Origin of the sequence: Alicyclobacillus macrosporangiidus CPP55, from assembly GCF_000702485.1 — a bacterium.
Classification (GTDB): domain Bacteria; phylum Bacillota; class Bacilli; order Alicyclobacillales; family Alicyclobacillaceae; genus Alicyclobacillus_H; species Alicyclobacillus_H macrosporangiidus_B.
Window position 1 is genome coordinate 2,105,025 of the sequence record NZ_JNIL01000001.1, and the last position, 20,721, is coordinate 2,125,745.

At 54.6% G+C, this 20,721-nt stretch carries 19 protein-coding genes; 1 reads left to right on the top strand and 18 read right to left on the bottom strand.

All coding sequences use genetic code 11. The features are described from left to right. Nucleotide 1: 1 nt before the first annotated feature. The 5 genes from N687_RS0110425 to N687_RS0110445 form a co-directional block, all read right to left on the bottom strand. Nucleotides 2–715 carry an SAF domain-containing protein gene (locus tag N687_RS0110425; RefSeq protein ID WP_029421793.1) on the bottom strand — a complete coding sequence of 238 codons (714 nt, stop codon included), beginning with the start codon at nucleotides 713–715 and terminating at the stop codon, nucleotides 2–4. Nucleotides 716–728: 13 nt separating this feature from the next. Further along, entirely contained in the window at nucleotides 729–1,931 is a 1,203-nt protein-coding gene (locus N687_RS0110430) for a hypothetical protein (RefSeq protein ID WP_029421794.1), read from the bottom strand. A gap of 103 nt (nucleotides 1,932–2,034) precedes the next feature. Continuing rightward, a complete protein-coding gene (locus N687_RS0110435) occupies nucleotides 2,035–3,396 on the bottom strand; it encodes a lytic transglycosylase domain-containing protein (RefSeq protein ID WP_029421795.1) in 1,362 nt (453 codons plus the stop codon). Nucleotide 3,397: 1 nt separating this feature from the next. Beyond that, on the bottom strand, nucleotides 3,398–4,075 hold the full coding sequence (locus N687_RS0110440; protein WP_231493456.1) for an HD-GYP domain-containing protein: 678 nt from the start codon (nucleotides 4,073–4,075) through the stop codon (nucleotides 3,398–3,400). Between the two features lie 580 nt (nucleotides 4,076–4,655). Then, a complete protein-coding gene (locus tag N687_RS0110445; RefSeq protein WP_051663144.1) occupies nucleotides 4,656–6,362 on the bottom strand; it encodes an IS1634 family transposase in 1,707 nt (568 codons plus the stop codon). A gap of 95 nt (nucleotides 6,363–6,457) precedes the next feature. Between N687_RS0110445 and N687_RS25490 the strand changes: the two genes are divergently transcribed. Then, nucleotides 6,458–6,865 (top strand): SOS response-associated peptidase family protein, encoded by a 408-nt coding sequence (locus N687_RS25490; protein ID WP_419670156.1) that lies wholly within the window; start codon nucleotides 6,458–6,460, stop codon nucleotides 6,863–6,865. A 233-nt stretch (nucleotides 6,866–7,098) separates the two neighbouring features. Here the strand turns inward: N687_RS25490 and N687_RS0110455 are convergent, their stop codons facing one another. From N687_RS0110455 to N687_RS0110515, 13 genes are all read right to left on the bottom strand, one after another. Continuing rightward, nucleotides 7,099–8,421, bottom strand: a complete 1,323-nt coding sequence (locus N687_RS0110455; RefSeq protein ID WP_197029265.1) for a MarR family transcriptional regulator — start codon at nucleotides 8,419–8,421, stop codon at nucleotides 7,099–7,101. A gap of 150 nt (nucleotides 8,422–8,571) precedes the next feature. Beyond that, the gene (locus tag N687_RS0110460; protein WP_035462163.1) at nucleotides 8,572–9,933 is read right to left on the bottom strand and encodes a CapA family protein; all 1,362 of its coding nucleotides are present in this window, start codon (nucleotides 9,931–9,933) and stop codon (nucleotides 8,572–8,574) included. 45 nt (nucleotides 9,934–9,978) lie between these two features. After that, nucleotides 9,979–10,785, bottom strand: a complete 807-nt coding sequence (locus tag N687_RS0110465; protein WP_051663146.1) for a serine hydrolase — start codon at nucleotides 10,783–10,785, stop codon at nucleotides 9,979–9,981. Between the two features lie 22 nt (nucleotides 10,786–10,807). Next, nucleotides 10,808–12,121, bottom strand: a complete 1,314-nt coding sequence (locus N687_RS0110470; RefSeq protein ID WP_029421802.1) for a TRAP transporter large permease subunit — start codon at nucleotides 12,119–12,121, stop codon at nucleotides 10,808–10,810. Between the two features lie 2 nt (nucleotides 12,122–12,123). Next, complete coding sequence (locus N687_RS0110475) at nucleotides 12,124–13,317, bottom strand: M20 metallopeptidase family protein (protein WP_029421803.1); 1,194 nt, start codon at nucleotides 13,315–13,317, stop codon at nucleotides 12,124–12,126. A gap of 459 nt (nucleotides 13,318–13,776) precedes the next feature. After that, nucleotides 13,777–14,322: a hypothetical protein gene (locus tag N687_RS0110480; protein ID WP_051663148.1), complete on the bottom strand. Its 546-nt coding sequence runs from the start codon at nucleotides 14,320–14,322 to the stop codon at nucleotides 13,777–13,779. After that, entirely contained in the window at nucleotides 14,319–14,780 is a 462-nt protein-coding gene (locus N687_RS0110485; RefSeq protein WP_156040110.1) for a hypothetical protein, read from the bottom strand. The genes N687_RS0110480 and N687_RS0110485 overlap by 4 nt, the downstream gene beginning before the upstream one ends. A 133-nt stretch (nucleotides 14,781–14,913) precedes the next feature. Beyond that, on the bottom strand, nucleotides 14,914–16,947 hold the full coding sequence (locus N687_RS0110490) for a hypothetical protein (protein WP_029421806.1): 2,034 nt from the start codon (nucleotides 16,945–16,947) through the stop codon (nucleotides 14,914–14,916). Further along, nucleotides 16,944–18,650, bottom strand: coding sequence for a VirB4 family type IV secretion system protein (locus N687_RS0110495; RefSeq protein WP_231493457.1), 1,707 nt, complete (start codon nucleotides 18,648–18,650; stop codon nucleotides 16,944–16,946). Before N687_RS0110495 ends, N687_RS0110490 begins: the two co-directional genes overlap by 4 nt. Nucleotides 18,651–18,855: 205 nt before the next feature. After that, nucleotides 18,856–19,614: a hypothetical protein gene (locus N687_RS0110500; protein WP_029421808.1), complete on the bottom strand. Its 759-nt coding sequence runs from the start codon at nucleotides 19,612–19,614 to the stop codon at nucleotides 18,856–18,858. Continuing rightward, nucleotides 19,611–19,964 (bottom strand): hypothetical protein, encoded by a 354-nt coding sequence (locus N687_RS0110505; RefSeq protein ID WP_029421809.1) that lies wholly within the window; start codon nucleotides 19,962–19,964, stop codon nucleotides 19,611–19,613. Before N687_RS0110505 ends, N687_RS0110500 begins: the two co-directional genes overlap by 4 nt. 16 nt (nucleotides 19,965–19,980) lie before the next feature. Continuing rightward, a complete protein-coding gene (locus tag N687_RS0110510; protein ID WP_029421810.1) occupies nucleotides 19,981–20,334 on the bottom strand; it encodes a hypothetical protein in 354 nt (117 codons plus the stop codon). Between the two features lie 19 nt (nucleotides 20,335–20,353). After that, nucleotides 20,354–20,683 (bottom strand): hypothetical protein, encoded by a 330-nt coding sequence (locus N687_RS0110515; RefSeq protein WP_029421811.1) that lies wholly within the window; start codon nucleotides 20,681–20,683, stop codon nucleotides 20,354–20,356. Nucleotides 20,684–20,721: the final 38 nt, after the last annotated feature.

The following is a 20,721-nucleotide window of genomic DNA, read 5'->3' on the forward strand; positions in this document are numbered from 1 at the left end:
CTCACGGATTTGATTTCTGTGCGGAGTCCGGAGCCACACCGACGATGAGCAACTGGTATTTCTGCTGAATCAAACTGGCGAGGGTGCCCGCCTGGTCGTCGGTCATCTTCAGGTCCAGCACACTCGGCGTGCCAGATCCGTTCTGTCTCGCCCCAACGGTTTGCGACCCTCCCGGGGGTTGGCTGGTCACTTCCTGGTTGCTGCTGGTGTGCACGGACAACACCAAAATGTGACTCAAGACCGGCTTGGTCGTATCGACCCCGCCCGCGACAGGTGGCGTCTTCCCTTGCCCTGCCTGCTGAGGTTGGGCCATCGGGATGAGATCCACGTAGTCCCCCTGCCTCAGCGTCGGTGACATTGCCGCAATCCAGCCCGATGGGATCGGCACGTCCTCCGTCCCCGGTGTGATCGTGAACGGATTGGGTTGCGTGTTAAGCGCGGTAAACTGTTGATTCTGCGACATCGCCTGTGCTGTGTAAGCTCCTGTCAGCTTCGTCACGTCCGTAACCGCGTCCGGGCTCACTTCGTCCTTTGGCAACCTCACACGCTTAAAGTCTGAATCCCGGATGGCGGTGTTCGCCTCAAGCTGTCGCGCCGCGACGTAGACCCACTGGCTTCCAAGATACGGTGCGAGAAACTGGTTATACACAATACTTCCTCCCACCCCAGTTACAAACAGGGTGGTCGCAATCGTGTACTTCAACCACGGTTTCACAAGTGTCCCTCCGTTATTCGGCTTGCGTCGGCAGAAGCGGCCCCACAACGCGCGCCTCCAATTCTTTCAGTTGCTCCTTTATATCGGACACGTCGATGAACTTTCCCGCCCACAGCGCCTGCTGCACTCGTTCGGGAGGCAGATAAGGCACCCTTACGGCTCCCTCAAATAAGTCCCCGTAGTGAGCAAAGCTCGTCCATTTGTTCAGTACGGTCACAAGCCGTTGCCCGCACTTCTCAGTCAGGTAGCGATACCGATTGCCCAATTCGTTGACCGCCAGATAGGTCGGGTCACAATCCAACACACAGACCACGCGGTCGGCCACACCAAAGAGCAGCTCCTCTTTAAAATTCACCCCGCAATCGATCACCGTGACGGGTTTTCTCAGTTGCCGAAAGATGTACTGCACCATCTGCTGCTGGCAATCGCCTGCGGTCTCACACCCTGGCGGTAAAGGCACGAGACTAACCCCATCCACCTCGATACCCTGTCCTGCTCCATCCTCCGTCCAATGCCTGTACTGTTCGGGCGGCATGCGTTCATCCAGCTGGAAGTAATCCCACATGCGCGGCCACTGACGCGGGTGTTCGATACAAGTCACTCCACTTACCGGAAGACGCTCCGCGAACAGCTTGGACAACAGATACGACACTGTGGTCACACCAGATCGCGACCACAGCCCGACCACAACCAGCAGCCGTGGTTGCACGACCTGAACCTGCGTGCTGGGCGATGCCCGCTTCCCCCACCGGGAAGCTCGCCTGAAGCGGCCCCGCAAACCAGATGTGTCCTTGTCCTCCGGCGGTTCGATAATCTCCACGACAGGCGGCGGTTGTCGTGGTGCACCTGCGTCCTGTTCGCCCACGTATTCCCGTACATCCGCAGGTGTCCGGGGATGCTCGATCAGTTTGTCGATTTCCCCAAGCACCACTTCATCCCTGAAAAACGCCCAGTCGTAGACTCCCATAAGGCATAACTGCCGCTTGAACTCCTCTGTCCCCTCTTCCTCTGCCCCGATGAAGATCACCCGGGCCCCCTGCTGACGCGCGCGGTGAATGATCTGCAACTGTTCGGTTCGCTGTGGAACCACCCACGAAGTCAACACCAACGTGTCCTCGGGTGTGAACTGTGTGTCTTTGACGTGCTTGTCGTACACCAGCCACACGCTGTCCTTGTACCGTTCGCGCAGGTCCGACGGAAATGCCAGATACAACACGTCCGTTCACCACCTCACCTATCCCTCATGCTATCGGACTAACCCCATCAAAACGCGCCATGTTTACGCCAATTTTGCGCACACTAGGCACTGCACTGCATGGTCATTGAACAGCGCCAAAGTACGGTGTGAGTGCCGGAATCCAGTGTCCGGCGATGTTTTGCACGTACTGAATCGTCTCCTGGTATTGCGGGATCTGATATCCCCTTGCAAGCGCCTGCTGCACCGCGCCTGGACCGGCGTTGTATGCAGCGAGCGTTTCCTCGATGTTCTGACCAAACTCGTGGTAGAGTTCAGAGAGATACTCCGCGCCGAGCAAGATGTTTGTCGCGGGGTTGGACAAGTAGGCATATGCGTTGTTACCCACGGCTTGCCCGTTTACCGTAAGACCAGCCGCAGTGCTGGGAAGCATCTGCATGAGTCCAAGCGCCCCAGCGCTGGATGTGAGTATGTGCCCGGACGAGTCCAATTGATTCCCGCCTGATTCCTGGTACATGACGCCCGCGATGAGCACGGCGGGGATGTTGAACATCTTGGCCGCTGCCTCAATGGCGTCTTTGTAGTGCAAGATGTTCTTGATGGTGTCCCCGCTTGGAACGGCCGTCGACACATACGGAATGCCGCTCACCTGCACGCCGCCCGGGAAAAGCACCTGGGTGACCATCTTCTGTACTTCCGGGTCAGTGATGCCGTAGTCCACCGCCCCGATAAGACCCGCCAGGGTGTCTTCGTTCTCCTGAGTGTTCCCGAGGATGTTCCCTTCCTTTGTCGGGACATGCTGAAACAGGTTCCAAATGCGAGACCAGTCGTAGGTCCGGGTGGATTTATCGAGCACGATCTTTTTGGTGTACACACCATCTGACGTCGTGCCCTGCATGGTCTCCACCCACTTGTACGTGTCCGTAAGCGTACCGTCCCACGTATCGGCGGTTTGCAGCATCGTTACCGGCGTGTCGGTCTCCTGCGATTCCGTGTGGCACCCGCTTTTGTCGCACACGGTCCAGTACCGGATGGTCACATCAATGTACGTCTTCCAGGTGTACTTCGGTTGCAGGTACTGGTAATACGTGTCCGCATTCGGCGGATCCATGTTGTTTTGCATCTTGCCAACGGCCATGAGAACCGCCGCCGGCAGGTCCACCTGCTGCTGTTCCACCTGGTTGATTTGTTCCTGGGTCAGGCCTTTCTGCCACTGGGTGGCGGCCTCCTGATAGGTCGTCTTCAAGGCTGTGTTCTGTGCGATGGTGACATCGTCCAGCGTCACGTTGCCGCCATTGACCACGCCCTTCCCGGTGCCTTGATAATCTCCGATGAGAAAGCCGAACAACGACAGTCCAACAATGAGCAGCGCGGCCAGCCCCAATGTCCCGCCGCATCCCAGCGACAGCGCCATCTGTTTACTGAGCCACGCGAACACTTCCTTCGGCTCTCGCGGCACCCGAAATATGCTCTTTCGCCGTTTCATGTCACCCAGCCACCGAATACCGCTGCGATTTGGTGAGCCCGACAAATTCATCTTCTACGTCCAGAAGTCCGCACAGTAATTCACTGTCGAACTGCCATCCGGCTCCCATCGACAACTGCGTCCGCACCTGTTCCCAAGACTGAGGCAGTTTGTACGGGCGCGGACTCAATAGTGCGTCGATGACATCCGCAATTTTCACGATGCGGGCCACAATGGGAATCCGGTCCTTCGCGAGCCCGCCCGGATAACCCGTCCCGTCCCAGTTCTCGTGATGATGAAGGGCAACTTGTTTGGCAAGTTCAAACAGGTCCGAATCAACTTCCACAAGACGACTCACCAGTTTATTCTGCAGTTCATCCAGGATCCGATACCCGTGCACAGTGTGTTGTTGGATGTACTGGTGTTCCGCGAGCGCAAGCCCGCCCGGCTTCAGCAGCAGCTCACGCGGTACGGCCACCTTGCCGATGTCATGCACTAATGCGGCAATCCCCACCCGTTGCGTCTCCTGCTCCGGCCAGTGCAATACCCTTTCCGATATGAACCGGGCGTACGCAGACACTCGACGCACATGATTTTGTGCGTCGGGATCTCCGTATTCGGCGACGTGACCTAAGCTTTCGAAGAGAGCCTCGGTTTGTTCGAGCGACAGCCGACTGTTGATCATGGTCGACGACTCCATACGGCCTCCCCTCCCTGGTCTAACCGTAACACAGGGCGCCGCCCGTATCGCGCCAGTTTTACGCCAACTTTAACGCTTGGAAAGCGGGGAACGAACGAGTGCTGCGGGAATGGACGTATGGAACGGAGGATGTTAGAATAACACTGTAAATGGCAGGAGGGTTAACCCCTCCTGTTGGGTCTATGGAATCCCGCCGTTCGGTTGGCACCTCGGCGGGATTTGCCATTTACGGCCCGGATGATGTCTGCCACGCCATAACACTATTGCGGTGATGACTCATGTGCGATCGCTTTTCCTTTGCGTATACGGATTGGGACGGTTAGATGTTCGGGGTAGATGTGGTGACCAGCGCCTATCCGAAGCGCTACAATGGAGCAGCTGGTCGGCTAATCCCCGTAGTCTTGTCCGGTGGAATCTCATTGCCCCTTTTCCGCATGCCGATACGTGTCGAGTTCTGGTGTTTTTCTTCGACAAATGTAGCCAAAATTCGACGCGGCGTCGGTGAAGAGAATCCAAAGTGTGTTCAACATGAAATACCGTGTCGAAAAATCTCAAGGGGATCCTACATCACACGTGTGTATCATGGACTTCTTCCCGGCAATCCTGGCGCAGGCAGGAGTGGGTGACGTTGCAGGTTTAGCCAACGGAGCACCCTGACGGCTCCCTCGGTCAGTCCCTGGAGACGGTGCTGCACCTGCCCATCGGGCATTCGTATGATGATGTGAAGAACATCCTCGAATTCATCAAGGATTGTCCGTCCTGTTGGCGATGCCACCTTTACACCCTTCAATACAAGGGGGTTGCGCTCGCGTTCCGCTTCCAATCCCCGTCGTACCCGCTGCTGTAACAGGGCGTAGATGAGAAGGGCAATCAGCATCACGTATGCCATGGCCAGGACGCGTTTGGGCGATTTCAGGAAAACACCGTGCATCATGTACGGTTCCTTCAACGCTCGGAACAGGTTCTCAACCCGGCTCTGGCTGTTGTACCCGCGCAGCAACATCTCGTCTGTTCTGTGCTCAGCCGGTACATTACTGATGAAAACGAACGTTCCCTCGCGTTGCCGTTGCCGCTCGAGTGCAGCCGAATCCATCTTGACTTGCAGCTCGATACGCCAGACCTCCCGTGTCACCACATTTCGATTGGGGTCGTCCTTTGGCGGTCGACCAGGCCGGCGCTTTTGCTCCACGTCTCGGACGACGCGTCCATGAACATGGTGAAACCGCGCCTTGTGCCCCCGAAGACATTGTTCCAGTGCGGCTTGTGCGTCGGGTTCGCAGTGATACACCTGCTGGTTTATCTGGCGGACCAACACCTCCAGTTCACGAGTTTCCTCCGCGACCAAGCGCTCAAGACGGTCGGCCTTTCGTTTGTCCAACGCAGACGTTTGCACCACCACAAAACGGTAGGTACGACCGTACAACTCCTCTTCGAACCCCTGAATCTTATACCGCGCCGCTTCTTTCTGATCCTGGCTCAGCGCACCGAGGTCAACGAACCGTTCCTCCTGCGCCCATGCCCGGTCTTTCAAGGTCCTGCACAACGCAAGGGTTTCAGGTAAACGGCTGATGAAGTACCGCTTCTCGTACAACTGAAGGTTTGATTCCGTCACAAAGGCGGAATCCGCCACCACGATAATTCGATTCCAGGCCTCTGGAGACAGTAGTTTATCCACGCGCTCAGTCAGATTGCCATACCAAGTCTTGTCACTAGTGTTTCCATCCATGACATCTGCCCACAAAGGAATGCCATTGTAGCTGCCAATACCGTACAGAAACTGCTTGAGGTCCGGACGCAGGTCTTTACTGTATCCACGTACAATCTTGAGCGGGCAGTCCTCCAACTCTGATTCATCGTAGCTGCCTTGCACCGAAATGGACGTGGTATCCAAATGCACGAGCATATCCAGCGTGTAGCTGGCCGCTTCTGGTGTGTTGAAGGCAATCTCGTGGTAGATGCGCCAAGGGTCAGCATCTGCCAACTTGTCGAGAGCATCCCCTAAACGGTCATCGTGAAGGAGATCGGCTGAGACACCCTCGTCGAACAACCACTCACAGTCCATGTCGTGGTAAAACCGGTTGATTAAGTATAGAGGCTTTCTCTGGACCAGGATGTTGACGATGAGTGCGATAATGCTGGTCCCCGGGCTGATTTTCGATCTGGATGGGTCCCACTTGACATGCCGGTTGATGGTACCGGCCACGTCCAAGTCCGCACAAAGGCTCGCAACAACGGGTGCAGCCTTGGCTTTTCGAACCTCCACTCCAAATCCCTCGATTTGAAACACGGGACACCCTTCCACACAGAAGCTTCATGATTATGTTTGAGGCGGGGAGGCTGTCTTCCTGCAATGTTTCGGAATTTACCACACTTCGACAAAACATGACATGCGGAAAAGGGGTCATTGCAATTCGGCGAACTCACAAATGGGGTCTTCAGCCTGGCGCGTGGGATGGTGGAAGCCCGACGGCGATCAAGTGGAGACTGAAATTGAAGCCTGATCTGCGGCGCTTGGTGGAACGTAAACGGTGCATTGTGCCCTGTACGGGATACTATGAGTGGCACAGGAATACGAAAGACCCCTTTCATATCCGCGTCCAAAGCAGCGATTTATTTGGCCTTGCCGCGATTTACGACACGGGCGAGTCGCCTGCTGGTCCGGTTTCCACGTACAGCATACTCACCTGTGAGCCGAACTTCGCTCTCTCAGCCTTGCACAACCGAATGCCCGTGATACTCAAACCGGCCGACTACGACCTGTACCTGGACCCGTGCCGTGCACAGCTTTGACGACTTGTTGCCTATCCTGCAGCCGTATCCCGAAGCCGATATGGATTGGTACCGCGTTCCCAAGCTCATCGGAAACGTGCGGAACGACGTGCCGGAATGTATTCGGCCGGTTAGCTAACCGCCATCTTCCTCAGTGTCCATATCTCCCATCTTACCCTCTTCTTAGTACGTGTTACGGTGGAGCCAGGAGGCGAACTGTATCCCATGCTCGTCCTGACCCCACCGCTACAGCGTCAGCTGCGGACTATCCAAGGGTTTACCAAGAGACGGTACACAGAACGGGGGCGACCCCGCTGATACGGTTGTTCTTCCCCGCAAACCTCAGCATAACCTCGTTCTACGAGCTTCTTGAGGACTCTTTCTGCACTACGTTTACTCAATTGCAGGTATTGAGCGAGATCGCTTGCCGTAAACACGTGATTGTTTCGCAAAGCGATAAAGTCCATGATTTTGGTAACGCTCGAGACGCTAATGTTGGCATGTCTGGCTATCGACAAAATTTGTTCGTTTTGACTCTGTAACTGGAATGTGCGTGTCGCATTTTGGCCGATCGGTCCAATGACTTTCTTGTCTTCGGTAACGATGTACGCGGAGTGACGGTTCTCCTGTTCACTATGGTATAGTGCAATACGTGCATGCTCTTCTGCTTCTTTGGCCGTGATGCCAAATCCAAAACCAACCCGAACAACCACGTCGGTCCATTCCCAGAGGTCATTCAACAACGGAACCGTCGTGTAATGACGGGTTATTTGCTGGATTCCGCCCTTGGTCCCATAGACGACAAAGTTACCCGGCTTGGTTTGGGTAACGGATGCGTTCATTCTGCGGCAGAATGCAAGCAAACGCTCATGAACGTTTTCGTGCAATTTCCTGTCAGCGTCTCCACCGGACTCGTTCGCTGCATGCACCGTTATAATACCCACGGCAATTTGCGAAAACTGGCTAATGACAAGTTCCGCCTTTGCAATTGCGCGCTGTAGTGCGTCTACGATGTTCTTCTTCGGGATGATCAGTCGCAAACAAGGAACTCCAAGACGGTACAACTTTTCGTACACCGACTGAACGCTCGTCAAAGCGAACTCCGTCTTGTTGGACCGCCATAACGTTTCATGGAAGGCGACCCATTCATCATCAAATCGATGCTGCTCGGATACTTTCGCGGTTTCATGCTCCTTCACGAATACACCGGTCGATTCCACGCCAATCTCATCGAATACGTTATACACAACCTGTTTCCTGGGAATATCGATGGACAGTCTTTGTGTATGAACACCAAGGACTTCGCGCATGTGCTGTATGGTCAGCAGAAAAGCAAACTCATCGAAAGCCACGTACTCCGCAGGAGTGGCCGCATTCTCCAATATCGGTCGTGCGAAATAATAAGGCACTGGTCCCGTAAACAAGATAGCGTGACTGCTGAGCGCCTCGTGAACGAGCTCAGCGCTTTGCTCCGGAGTTTCGTAGACGTAAGAGTCGATCTGCACACGGGTATTTGTATTTAGAAAGGACACTTGCTCGACCATTTTTTTTGACCCAACAACAGCAATGCGAATCAACATCTGACCTCCGTAAGCATCATGATAATTGTCCTAGGTGGTACTTAAATTTTTAAATGAAAATCCCCTTGCCAGACAGTGTATCACGTCTGTCACTCCGGCAAAGGGGAACTTGTGAACTGTCAAATCAGTCTATCTACCGGATTCTGGTCAGAGGATGTGCTTCAATTCCACTGTAAGCTTACCATCCATGACTTGAAATCCCGTACCGAATTCAGCAGACAGGTCACTGAATTTGTGCATAATTTGCTCTGCTTGCTCGCCGTGTGCCAGGTAAGGGCGTCCTCGAAGGTGTGCACGCGCGCCGCGGGTGAGCCCAACGGGAACGATATCAACGCTGCACAACTCCCCACCTCTCGTGAAGTGACAAATCGGCATCACCGTCTGCCAGTACAAACTATCCCCAGGAAATCCTTTGGTCCCGTTTTGGGAACGGATCCGATATACCTCACTGGGCGTCAGCGCAGGGTCTACGTTAAAGCGCCTGTAGGAATCCGCGGGAAGCTTATAGACAAGGTCATTCTGGCCAATGAAGTTGCCGAGGCTATAGAAAATCGGTTTACCCAAGTAAATTTCCATCCCGCGCAACAGGTGCGGTCCGTGTCCGACCAGCACATCTGCACCTGCGTCGATAATGTGGTGGGCAAACTCGCGTATAAATTCGGCGGGCTGCTCCCTGGTATTACCCTGTTCGTGTGCATGCAGACTAACAATCACGACGTCCGCCCGCGCCTTTGCTTCGCGAACCCATGTAACGATGTCAGCGAGGTCTTGGGCGTTCGGCGTCGTACGCACGGCTGGGCGCTCCGCAGCGCAGAACTTTGCGTTTAACGTTCCGGCGACACGCAGATTCGTGTCCACCAGATGGAGGATCCTAGGGTCTTTTGGTTCCGAGGCGAACCCGAGTTGAACAAACTCGCGAAATTGCTTCTTCAACCCTAGATCCTCCGCGATGCGCTCTAGAGCGGCCAGTTGCTCGCGGGTCACTTCGTATACCGTATCGAACCGAAGTGGGTTGACACCGGGCCTTCCCTGGACATCTGGTCGCTGTTCTCCGGCACTTTGCTCCTCAAAGAACGTGGAGGTACAGGCTAGCAAGGCAACACTCGTGCCGTTGACGTCAACATAAACCGGCATCCGTGCTTCGGCCAAGTTTCTGCCAGCCCCCGCGTACGATATCTGCCTCTGTTGGAAATTGCGGATGCTGGTTAGCAGACCTTCAACCCCATAATCCAACGCATGGTTGTTTGCAAAGGAAAACAAATTGAACCCCATGTCAATCAATTCATCGAGCACCCAGGAATGCGCTCCAAAGTGCGAACCGTCACTGCGGGCTGCTGGATGCCCCTGAAAGTCGTTCGGAAGAACCTCCAAATTCGTAAAAGCGACATCCGCACTTCGAATCAATTCAACCAAGGCGTCCGTATTCTCGTCGTGGCTGCTCAGGATACGACGGGTGATGATGCTATCTCCTGTTAACGCAATGTCCAATCCTCGAGTTTCCTTGCTCATGGTGTTTGTCCTCCCAGGCTAGATGTCACTTCGCCCGAATTCATCCTAGACCCTTGAGCTTCTGTCGCTCATGTAGTCAAACACGGCACGTCCAACTGCCGCAATCAACCTCTGGCCTGCAGCATTCTCCTCCATATCCCAAGTCAGGACAGCCGCATAGACTCGGTTGCCGCCAAAGGTGATAATGCCCGCATCGTGCTCAATTCCCCGGAGTTCACCCGTCTTATGGGCAATTTCCATACAGGCTAACATATCCCGAGGAATGTCCCCAGGGAGTTTGTGATTTAGCTGCTGCCCGGCCATGATTTGACGCGCCAGATCTTTCATTGAGTCTGGAAGCGTGTTCCCCGAAACCATTTCTTTCAGAAATACCAGGACTTCACGCGCTGAGGTAAAATTATCGAGCCCCTCTTTTCTTGCTTGAAAGTCCATCATCTTGCGTGCAAGGACCGTATTCGAGCAGCCCAGGTCAGACGCCAGCGCATTTACCCGTTCCATTCCAAGCATGTCAATGATAACATTTGTTGCGGTATTGTCGGAGACAATAATCATCAATGTAAGGAGATCCCGAAAGGTCCATCGAATATTACGTGACATAAGTTGAATTATCCCCGTCCCCCAGACAACCTCCACGTCAGAAATACGAATGGGCTGTTCCAAGGAGACACGCCCAGCGTGAACCTGACGAAGACCCTCCAACAGGATGGGAATCTTGATTAAACTGGCGGCAGGGACACGATCATCTGCGCGAACATAGATGTTGCCTTCCTTCGATTCAATCGCTACACTGCACATTCCTCGTAGTGTGGACACGAGGCCATGTATCCGCTGGCTGAGCTCTGTAAAGGTCAATCGTCATCCGCCCCTTGTAGTCTCACATGAACAGTGCAAACACGACTAACAACAAGAAGACCGCCACGGCCGTGATGACACCAAACAAGACAATATTCTTGAGGTCCTTAGATCTCGCGATACCCATCGATCCGATGGCATCTCCGGTCGGATACAGGAAGAATGGCATTTGCGAACCCACGAGCAGGGCCAGTGCCCAGATAGTCATCGGGATATGCGCGGCTTTCACGGGGCCAATGAACATCTTGTTCATCAAAACCGAGTGCGCCACCGCTGCTCCTGGAATACCAACGAGGTTTACGATGGTCATCAGTATCAGCGAAGCAAATCTACCACTGTGTTCGATGGACGGCATCAGTAGATTCTTTAATGCCTCAAATCCACCCATCTTGTCGATGAAATCCATGAACGGAGTAAACAGGACGAACTGAAAGAATATCCAGAGTAGAGGTTTGGCGCCTTCTACGAAGGTATCCGCGAGCTCGTTGGGTGACATTCTCCCTGCCAATCCGGTGACGAGCGCCGTGAAGAGAATGACGAAAATCGCGAACCCGGCTCCGCCTTTTGTCGCGATGCCGTAGATGATAAGGCCGACGAGGGAAATGAGGAAGACCAACGTGGACTGCTTAGCGATGGTAAGTTGTTTCGCATCAGGCTGCTCCTGCTGATTGAACGACATCAAATCTTCTTCGGAATATGGGAATGTCAAGAGCGTTGTACTGGCAATCTTTTTACTATAGACAAAGCTGATGATCCACAGGATGACCGCAACCGGGAGCCCGGCAAATAGTAAGTACTGTGGGTAGCTGAGTCCTGTTAGTTGCATGAAGGTGATTACTGGGGGGGAAAACGGGCCTATCAGCAATCCTGCAATCCCAGCTCCATGAAATAGGATGGCTACGACACTGGAAGAAAGTCCGGCCGCCGCGACTACAGGAATGACTACAGGGGCAATGACGGCGTTTCCGCCTGCCAATGTGCCAAACAATCCCGCCATTACGGTGGAAGCCAGCATGGTCCCTAACATAGCTTTCGTACGAGTGTTGACCCCCACTTTGTTGATGATAAATGTCACAAGGTTCCGCGATACCCCGGTACGTTCAGCGATACGACCCAAGCCTCCGCCGGCAATGATCACGAGCCCGATGTACGCCAGAAAGTTTGTCATTCCGTTTGTTCCGATTTCCTTGGCGATGTCCGTAAAGCTCGAACCACTCAAAATGGCTCCCACAATCATGGACACGACAATCGACGCGATGGGATTCCAGCGCCTAAAGATGGTGATGATAAACACCACAAGAGGAATTAATCCCCACAATGATGGTGCGTGGATCATGGTCATACCCCTTCCGATTCGTTTAGAATTTTGAATGCGATGTTAGCTAACGCCTTCATGCCGATGGCCAGACTCCGCTCATCAATCCAGAATCGCGGATGATGATGAGGATACATGGTTCCCTTTTTCGGATCCCCGGCACCCACCCAGATGAACGACCCTGGTGCTTTTTGCAGATATCCAGAGAAGTCCTCGCCAATTGGAATCGGTCGTGCGTTGCGTACTGCAGATGTGCCAAACACCTGCGTTAAGGTCTGCCGAACCTTCTCCGTTAAAGCGGGATCATTCACCACCGGGGCATATCCCTTTCGATATTCGAATTGATAGGTTGCACCATGTGCCGCTGTCACCCCTCGAACGGTGCGCTCAAGCCACTTAGGTACGGATTCGAGGACGTCTTGATCAAACGCTCGGACTGTACCGCCAATTGTGACAGTGGGAGGGATAACATTATACCCATCGCCTGCCTGCACCTTTGTGACGGAGATGACGAGTGACTTCAAGGGGTCTACATTACGTGAAACAATGTGCTGTAAATTGCTGATAACCTGAGCAGCTATGGCGACACTGTCCACAGTGTCGTGCGGCATGGAGGCGTGCCCACCTTGACCTATAATGGTGATGTTGAACCGATCCGAGCTAGCCGTGGTATAACCAGCACTCACGTGAACTTCACCCACATCGTATAACGACCACAAATGCAGCCCTACAATGTAGTCCACGCCATCCATGACACCGCTCCGCACGAGTTCCACAGCTCCGCCAGGATGTGACTCTTCCGCGTGCTGGAATACAAATCGAACTTCCCCTGCCAGATATGTGCGCAATTGAGTTAGAACACGGGCCACCCCAAGCAGAATGGCCGTGTGCCCATCGTGTCCGCACGCGTGCATGACGCCGTGCTTCGTGGAGGCAAAGTCCAAACCCGTCTCCTCTACAATTGGCAATGCATCCATATCCGCCCGCAAAGCCAGCGTTTTCCCGGGGCGTACACCTACCAGCCGTGCCACGACACTGGTCTTTGTGGGACGGGAAACCTCCATGTCTCCAAACGTTAACAAGGTGTCATACACAAACTGGGACGTGTTCACCTCTTGAAAGGACAGTTCGGGATTCGCGTGTAAAAATCGCCGCCATTTTACAACATCCTCATACACACTTTGGACGAGTGTATTGACTTGCTCCGATATGTTCATAACCCCTGTCTTTCCTCTCTCTCTTTGTTCGTGGCCAGAGAACAAGTAACGGACAAACTCTCTCGTGAACTCCCCCCTACTATTTTGGCGTTATATAGTCGCTAATTTAGCGCTAGTATACATCAAATTTTTCGGATCATCAACTACGTTTCAGTGTTCACACATGTACAAACACAGGGCCTCGGATTTCGGCGGGCGGCCAACGCTAATACGTCGCTCGTTAGATGGGGAATGCGAACGGCCGATTGATCTCAGACTACATTTGAAATCACGTGAGGCTGACCGGCAGCGACAAATCGACACGTCGGGTATTCCCGAATATGGGTATCCCGTCAGTTCAGTAACGGTGCTTGGCCCAGCAACGCATGTTTGTAATAAGCAATTGGACCATTCACCCTGGAAATGGAGTTGCACCGATACGTGTACTCACTCAGATAGACTTGCAGATGCTTGCACGTACTACCGCAATGAGGACATGCGATGTTCTGCACCTTTGTTTCTCCCTTCTGGTTGTTCTTTACTTATCGAGAAGCGCGCAATGCACTCATCGATCCGTCTTTGCCGCTCCAACCATTCCTCCCCGCCCTCAAAAAGGGCCAGGTCCGCCTTGTCGAGAGACGACAGCCAGGCTATACGACGACGGCGCTTTTTCAACTGGAACTTAATCGTCCACCGCAACAACAGCGCCCAAATCAACACGGCGGCCCGGGGCCAAGGAAGCGGGAACCAGATGATGTACAGTGTCCAGAAAGCGTAGTAAGAATACTTCCTGCCCTTCACCTTGACTTTGGCCAACCACCCGTCAAGGTCGTACCACTTGAAGCCGCCAAAGATAAGAAACCCGGCAATCACAACGATGTACCCGGCAGGCACGATTCCGAAAGCAATTGCCCCGGGTGCCCACCACGGAACCATCTTCCGGATGTGCAAGAAGAAATGCGCTTCGGCATGGGAGTACGGAATGAGCAAGTACGCACGACGGAGCATGTCCCACAGTCCGCTCATTTTCCCGCCTCCTTCTTACCTCCGGTCATCACCCGGAAACGAGTCTTTCGGATATCCTGCCCAGCAAATGACGCTTCTCGTTCGTGATACGCTTGAGACGCGAGTCTATCATCCCGGAGCCGAACCGCGTTTTTGTAAATTTCCCACTCTGCGTATGAAAGACCTCTTTTTACCCATTCATGTCTTTCAGAATCCATGAGCAGCAACAAATGACCGAACCAATTGACGGCAATAACAATCAACCAGAACAGAGCCACCGGCGCGAAAAAGATAAGAAACAAAATCTCCGTACCTGTATGCGGAAGGGCGAACCACAAGGCATAGAGCCCGATAAATGCGTAAATGGACAGCAATGTAGGACCGCTGAAGGTGTAGTCTGCATCACCATAGATTGCTTGGATGTGTCGATCGGGGTAATCTAACACCCAAGGGATAATGCCAGCATAGATCGCCAACACCCCTGGGACCCACCAATGCACAGCATTGTGCACATGGATGAACCACTGACCTAGGTGCATGGTAAGAACCCCCTTCCGTTATCCAAAACATAGCATCTTTTAGCCAGGGGCGTTGGCGAAACCGTGACTGAATTTAGCGCTTATACATGATCGCGTTGCGTGCGTCGCTCAAAAATGCGTTCGTCTTAGCCACTCGTGCTTTGTGTGGATCCTTGGGAGGATCGAGTTTCAGTTTCCCAGCCGACACCGCCTGTTTTGCTTTAGCATCCAATTGCGCCGGCCGGTACGCGGTGAACGCCTGCCGATACGCCAGCTGTGCCTCGGGAGAGAAACGTCCCTGTCCAGGCAGGTGTCTTCCCTCCTCCCAAAGTTGCTGCGCCTGTTGCAGCGTTTGTTGTGCGGCTTCATGGGACATTCCGGAATTTTTCAACGCCTGAATAAACCTAGTGCTGGCCTCGTTGTATGTTGTCTCAGCCGGTGTCAATCCCTGAAAAACCTTATGTTCCGGGTCGTACATCGCACTGATACCCGGCAAGCGCCCCACCAGTTCGTTGTGTTCAGCTATCTCTCGCATGTGTGCTCGCAGAGCTTGCAGCCTTTCGGTTCTGTTGTGCCTGTTCACAAGATGACGTTGAGCCAGATGAGAGGCAGCGTTGGCCGTTGCTGTGACAACTCCTCCGATAAGCGGCTTGTCGCCAAGAGTATTTTTCAGCCCTTCGGCAGCCTTTCCAGTCGCGCTGGCGACAGCTTCTCCAACGTGCCCCGATACGCCGCCTTTATTCTGAAACCCTTTCCAGCGCGTGCTAAGATACGTTCCGAAATGACTTCCGGCAAACGCCCTTCGTACCCCTTGAACAGTCGCTCCGATCTCGGATGCGGTGCGGGAGCGTCCGACAGACACAAGACCACCCCGGCCCGACCTTCCGGATCCGGCACCGCCGCGTCCCATGCCGCCGCCTCCGGCGATTTCCGTTCCACCCGCAGCTGCAGCTTCTAAACCGACGCCTCCGTTTTGCAAGACATCTCCGGTGGTGCTGAGTTTGTTTCCCATGGCGATATCTTCTGCCGAGGCCCCGGCCTTGATTGCCCCGGCATGGACTTCACCATAGTTCTTAATCGCCTCTTCCGCCTTCTCGCGGAACAAACGGTTGTCAGCCTTGTGCAGAACTTTCCCGACCGTCTTCTTCGCGGTCCATGCTCCGCTTTTGACGGCCACCTTACCGCCTATGTCAGCCGCCACCGCCGCCGTTCCCGCCATCGCAAGACTCCCCCACGCCATGCCGTGGTCGGCACCGATCATCGACGCACCGAAGCCCTGCGCGACCATCTCCACGAGCTTTCGCACATACACCGCTGACGCGAGCAACCCAATCGTTCCCGACAATGCGACAAAGACGTCCTCGGTGGTCACGTTCGAGCCGCCGCTTGGACCCGCCACGGCCGTGGAGACCCCAAACACAACCGCTTGTCCAAGCGGAACCGCCATCTGATAGATCCACTCGGTCCACCACATCTTCGCGACCGGCCGCGTTTTGTCGTTGGCGTAAAAGGCCATCGCCAAGGGAAAGAAGACCATCCAGACGTACAGGAACACCTTCCGAAACTCGTACACGACCCACACAATGAACGCCAACAGCGCCTGAAACAAGTTCACGATGGAGTTGAGCAAGGCCTGGTCTCCGCTCACGTTAAACGCAGACCAATGCGGCAGAGGATTGAGCGTAAGAAAATACAGGCTTGGGTAGAAGAAGATCTGTGTGATGAGCAGCGCCAGGTGTTCACCCTGCCACATCAAAAGCGAAGTGAGGATCAAGCTCATGATCCCGTTTTTGAGCCTTTCCCGCTGGACCGAACTCTCGACCGCGCCGGAGACCTGCATCGCCAGCAGATAAATCGACACCGCGAAAAACGCCCAACCGAACACCCAGAACGTGTACGCGAAAGGCTGCAAACTCTGGACAGCTTTCGCGTCCATCACATCCGAAAAATTCCCGCCCCCCCACACGGGGGCATTCTTCGGGTCCGTGAAGTAACCACTCAGGATGACGTTTCCCATCACGTTCGAAGTCAGGTTGCTCTGCGCGGCTACGGTGTGATCGAGCAACGACTGAATGCCATTCGCCAGCGCGTTGATGAGATTAGCGATGAGTGAAGCGAACCAGTTCATGCGAGCAGCAACCCCCTTTGCAAGGCCTGCTCGTAATCCGACTTCACGTACCGGGTGGTGAAAAGATCAAATTCGTCCGCGAAGGTGGTCATCTGGTTGTAGAACACCTCGCCGCCGACCCACCACCGCGCCTGGCCATCCCGGTAACCGACGAGCTCGTTGAACTCATGCTCCTCCAGCCCAAACGTCTCCATCACGGCTTCTTTGTCCAGCTTGTTCTGGCGCAAGAGGACTTTGGTATCGCTGTTCTGGACAATCGCCCGGCCGTGCGGACTCTCGGCGAACTTGCGGAAATCCTGGCTAGCCGCGACAGCTGAGCCTGAACGTTTACGGATGCGCCGGAACACGTCTTCCAGAAATAACGCATGATCCTCGTTTTCGAGCATCTTTTGTGCCTCGTCGATGACGACGCGCTTTTTCACGTGGACGTTTTTCTTCACGAATTTTTCAACGACCCACTCCAGAATCACCTGCATGCCGAGCTTGCGGGCCAAGGACTTTTCCGAGAGGCTCGACAGGTCGAAACTAATGATCGGCACGTCTTGCAGTTCGACGTTGGAATAGCAGTCGAACATCCCCTCTGTGCCGCCTTCCTTGAACCGACGCAGGCGCATCACCAGCTCTTCCAAGCGCGGATCGTTTTGGGCCCGCTGTTCCAATTTGCTGAAGAAGTCGGAGAACCGCGGTTGACGGCGTTTCACGCGCCGGACCAACCGGTCTCCCTTGGCGTTGCGCTCCCAGGTTTCCTTTCTTTCGTACAGCGACTCGGGATCTGACGTGAACCCGAAATCCTTCTCGTACATCTCCTGAAGAAGATTGTTTATCGCGTTTGTCGTGTACGCGTCCAGCCTGTCCCCTTCAGAGTGAAGATGCGCCATGCTCATGATGAGCCGTTCCATGTCGCTGATTTTTTCCTTGACGTCCACGAACCGTTCCACCCGCCCGTCCGGTTTCTTTTCCTCTTCCTCCTCCAGTTCGAACGGGTTGAATTTGTACGGTGAGCGCTCGTCGATACGGATCACCACGCCCCCTATCGCCTGGACCATGGCTGTGTACTCGCCTTCGTAATCGACGATGACATGCCGTATCCCGAATGCCGCGGATCTGGACGTAAGTCCTTTAACGAGAAAGCTCTTGCCCGCACCTGCCATACCGATGATAAGCATGTTGGCGTTGACGAGCCCTTTGTGCCAAGCGTCATACCGGTTCAGGTGCCCCGTTGACCAGTCAATCCCGATGGGCACGCCGTACTCATGGCTGAAATGGGAGTTGGTGAAGGGGAACGCGTTAGCCAGGGCGCTGCTTGTCATCTCTATGGGGTGACGCAGCACATTCTCTCCAATTGGAGCCACCGAACGGAACCCAAGATCGTGCTCTTTGTACGCCTCGCGGATGAGAAAGCCCTCAAAACCCTCACGTTCAATCCGTTCGCACGCCGCCAAAAACTCTTCCCGGTCGGGTGAACTGACAGCAAAGATAATCGTTACGTAGAAAAGTCGCTCGATTCCCAAACGCAGCTCCTCGCGCTCCTTCTCCAGGAGTTGATATTCCTGCTGGAGGAACGCGATCTGCTTGTTTGTACCCGCCTTTTGCTCGGCCAGGATTTCCGCCTCAATCTTGGTCATGAGCTTGGTTCGCTTCGACATCGCGAGGGCGGAATCCGCCGGTTCGACATGCATGGTGATATGCACGTCCGCGCCCACGTGGAAAAACCGATTCAGATACCCGAAGTGAACCGTGGAGGGCAGGCCCGTCACGTAATACGTCTTGGTGTACCCGCTTGGAGAGACGTAGATTTCACTCGCGTGAACCTCTATTCCGTCCGCGACCGTCATGAGATCGTGAAGTGTCGGGGCGTGCTCGCCGATCACGCTCGGATCGTCTTGGTACACGCGTTTTGTCGGCTTCTTATTGCGCTTTATGAATCCGATCAAGGTCGTTCACCTCCACATCCGCGCCATCAACCCGCAGCGCGTGTGTCCTACGTCGTACGGCGTCCCTGTAGCGCTGGCTAACAGCTCTCTCCCGGTTCCAGAAGTTCTGAACCGCCTCCACCACCTGGATGGGTTCGAGCACTTCGTACGGAAGCCCCATACTCGAGAGGCCAGCTTCCACAAACGCCTGTTCACGTTCCAGCCTTTCTAACTGGAGCCGTTCCTCTTCTCCGCCGACCTTTGGTAGCACGCCCACCACGATGAGATTCTCGCGGTCGGTGCGGGGCTTTTGCGCCTCGTCGCGCAGATACTCCTTTAAGGCCTCCGCGTAACTGGCAAACGTGGCATTGTCGTATGCTTTCACGGTGTCATCGATCACGGACTCGGCATATTTCACGAAGTCCGTGTAATTTGCCCGCCGGGCCTGAACGGAAATCTGAAACGGGTTGTCCAGGCGTTTGAGCATCTCTTTGAAGCGATCCCGGGTAGCCGCAATCTCCTCCATCGACATCGCGTACAGATTCATGTCGCCGACACGGATGAGCTTGCGGAACCGTCCGTTGACCACCACCGCGCCGGACTCGTGGAACCGCTCAATCGGCAGAAACTCCTGTAAAGACGGCGTGACCCTTCGCTTACTCCGACTCTTGGGTCCGTCTTGTTTGCGGCGGTCAAAAACGATGAGCACCACCAGCGTCAGGACCACCAACACTGCAATGCCTGCAAGTTTCACGGTTTCTTCGCCCACCTTTCCTCCGCGCGCCGCCGGTGAACCCGGATCCGGTACTCCCGGTCGTAAAGCACGACCTTGGGGCGTCTGGCATACCGTATGGTCAACCACAACCACTCCGCCAAAGGTCGGTCGGATACCGGCATCAATGCGAACAGTAATCCCACGCCGGCCCCGATAAAGAGCGCGACAAACTTTGGTTCGTGCACGAGCGGCAAGACAAACAGCAGCAGGACCATAATTGGGGTCGAGACGCCGACCCCAATTAGGAAATGGAACACATGCTTGGTCCGAATCCCGAAGACAATGTTCTCGCCTTCGGTGAGAGGAATTGGAGAGTGCACTTCGAGCACCTAAACCACCCACCCCTCAGTGAAAGCTTCCGCCCAGGTTGTACAGCGCGCCCGCGATCACACCGGCTGCTCCCAACACGACTCCGGCAATGGCGACGTGAACAAAGTGGGACTTGGCTTCCTCTCGCTTTTGCGCGTGATGCGAACCTGCCATCCAAAGCATGATCGCTTTGTACAGATGGAACAGGAACCAAGCACCTGCAACGGCAGCCACCGCCCCGAGCGCCCATCCGATGAAACCGTTGAGCACACTCCCCACCGTGCTTTGGTTCCCAGACAGCGGGTTCGTGATGTCACTCGCCGCCCAAACGGGTGACAGAGAAAACGCCATTGCAAGGAAAACTGTTACTACCGCCAGCAGTCGCTTCATAGGATCCTCCTCCTAACCGTTAACCGTGAAAACTGTTATTGATTGCAACAATCACACCGGGCAGAATGACCGACGCAGCAAATCCGAGAATTGCGTACAAAACCATGTGCGCGCCGACTCTTTTGATTCGACTGTGACTGCCTATAGCACCGGCAATGTAGACCAAAGCGCCGATCAACACCGCTATCTCCGAGAAAAAGAACACCCAACTGAAGACGACCTGGATGAGGGTCGCGAACGACATGGTGACATTGCCCATCAACGACCACGGGTTGACCGGCCTGAACCCCAACTTCGACATCGTTTGCGACAAATCCGGGAGCGCTGTCGCGGATGCATTGGACGCCATGTACACACCCCCTTTCACGCAAATTGACGCAACTCCCC

Excerpts from the sequence above, each read along its gene's own strand:
- N687_RS0110490 (WP_029421806.1), bottom strand. The coding sequence starts at position 16,947 with ATGAACTGGTTCGCTTCACTCATCGCTAATCTCATCAACGCGCTGGCG.
- N687_RS0110435 (WP_029421795.1), bottom strand. The coding sequence starts at position 3,396 with ATGAAACGGCGAAAGAGCATATTTCGGGTGCCGCGAGAGCCGAAGGAA.
- N687_RS0110480 (WP_051663148.1), bottom strand. The coding sequence starts at position 14,322 with ATGAGCGGACTGTGGGACATGCTCCGTCGTGCGTACTTGCTCATTCCG.
- N687_RS0110440 (WP_231493456.1), bottom strand. The coding sequence starts at position 4,075 with ATGGAGTCGTCGACCATGATCAACAGTCGGCTGTCGCTCGAACAAACC.
- N687_RS0110460 (WP_035462163.1), bottom strand. The coding sequence starts at position 9,933 with ATGAGCAAGGAAACTCGAGGATTGGACATTGCGTTAACAGGAGATAGC.
- N687_RS0110515 (WP_029421811.1), bottom strand. The coding sequence starts at position 20,683 with ATGGCGTCCAATGCATCCGCGACAGCGCTCCCGGATTTGTCGCAAACG.
- N687_RS0110470 (WP_029421802.1), bottom strand. The coding sequence starts at position 12,121 with ATGATCCACGCACCATCATTGTGGGGATTAATTCCTCTTGTGGTGTTT.
- N687_RS0110510 (WP_029421810.1), bottom strand. The coding sequence starts at position 20,334 with ATGAAGCGACTGCTGGCGGTAGTAACAGTTTTCCTTGCAATGGCGTTT.
- N687_RS0110475 (WP_029421803.1), bottom strand. The coding sequence starts at position 13,317 with ATGAACATATCGGAGCAAGTCAATACACTCGTCCAAAGTGTGTATGAG.
- N687_RS25490 (WP_419670156.1), top strand. The coding sequence starts at position 6,458 with ATGACATGCGGAAAAGGGGTCATTGCAATTCGGCGAACTCACAAATGG.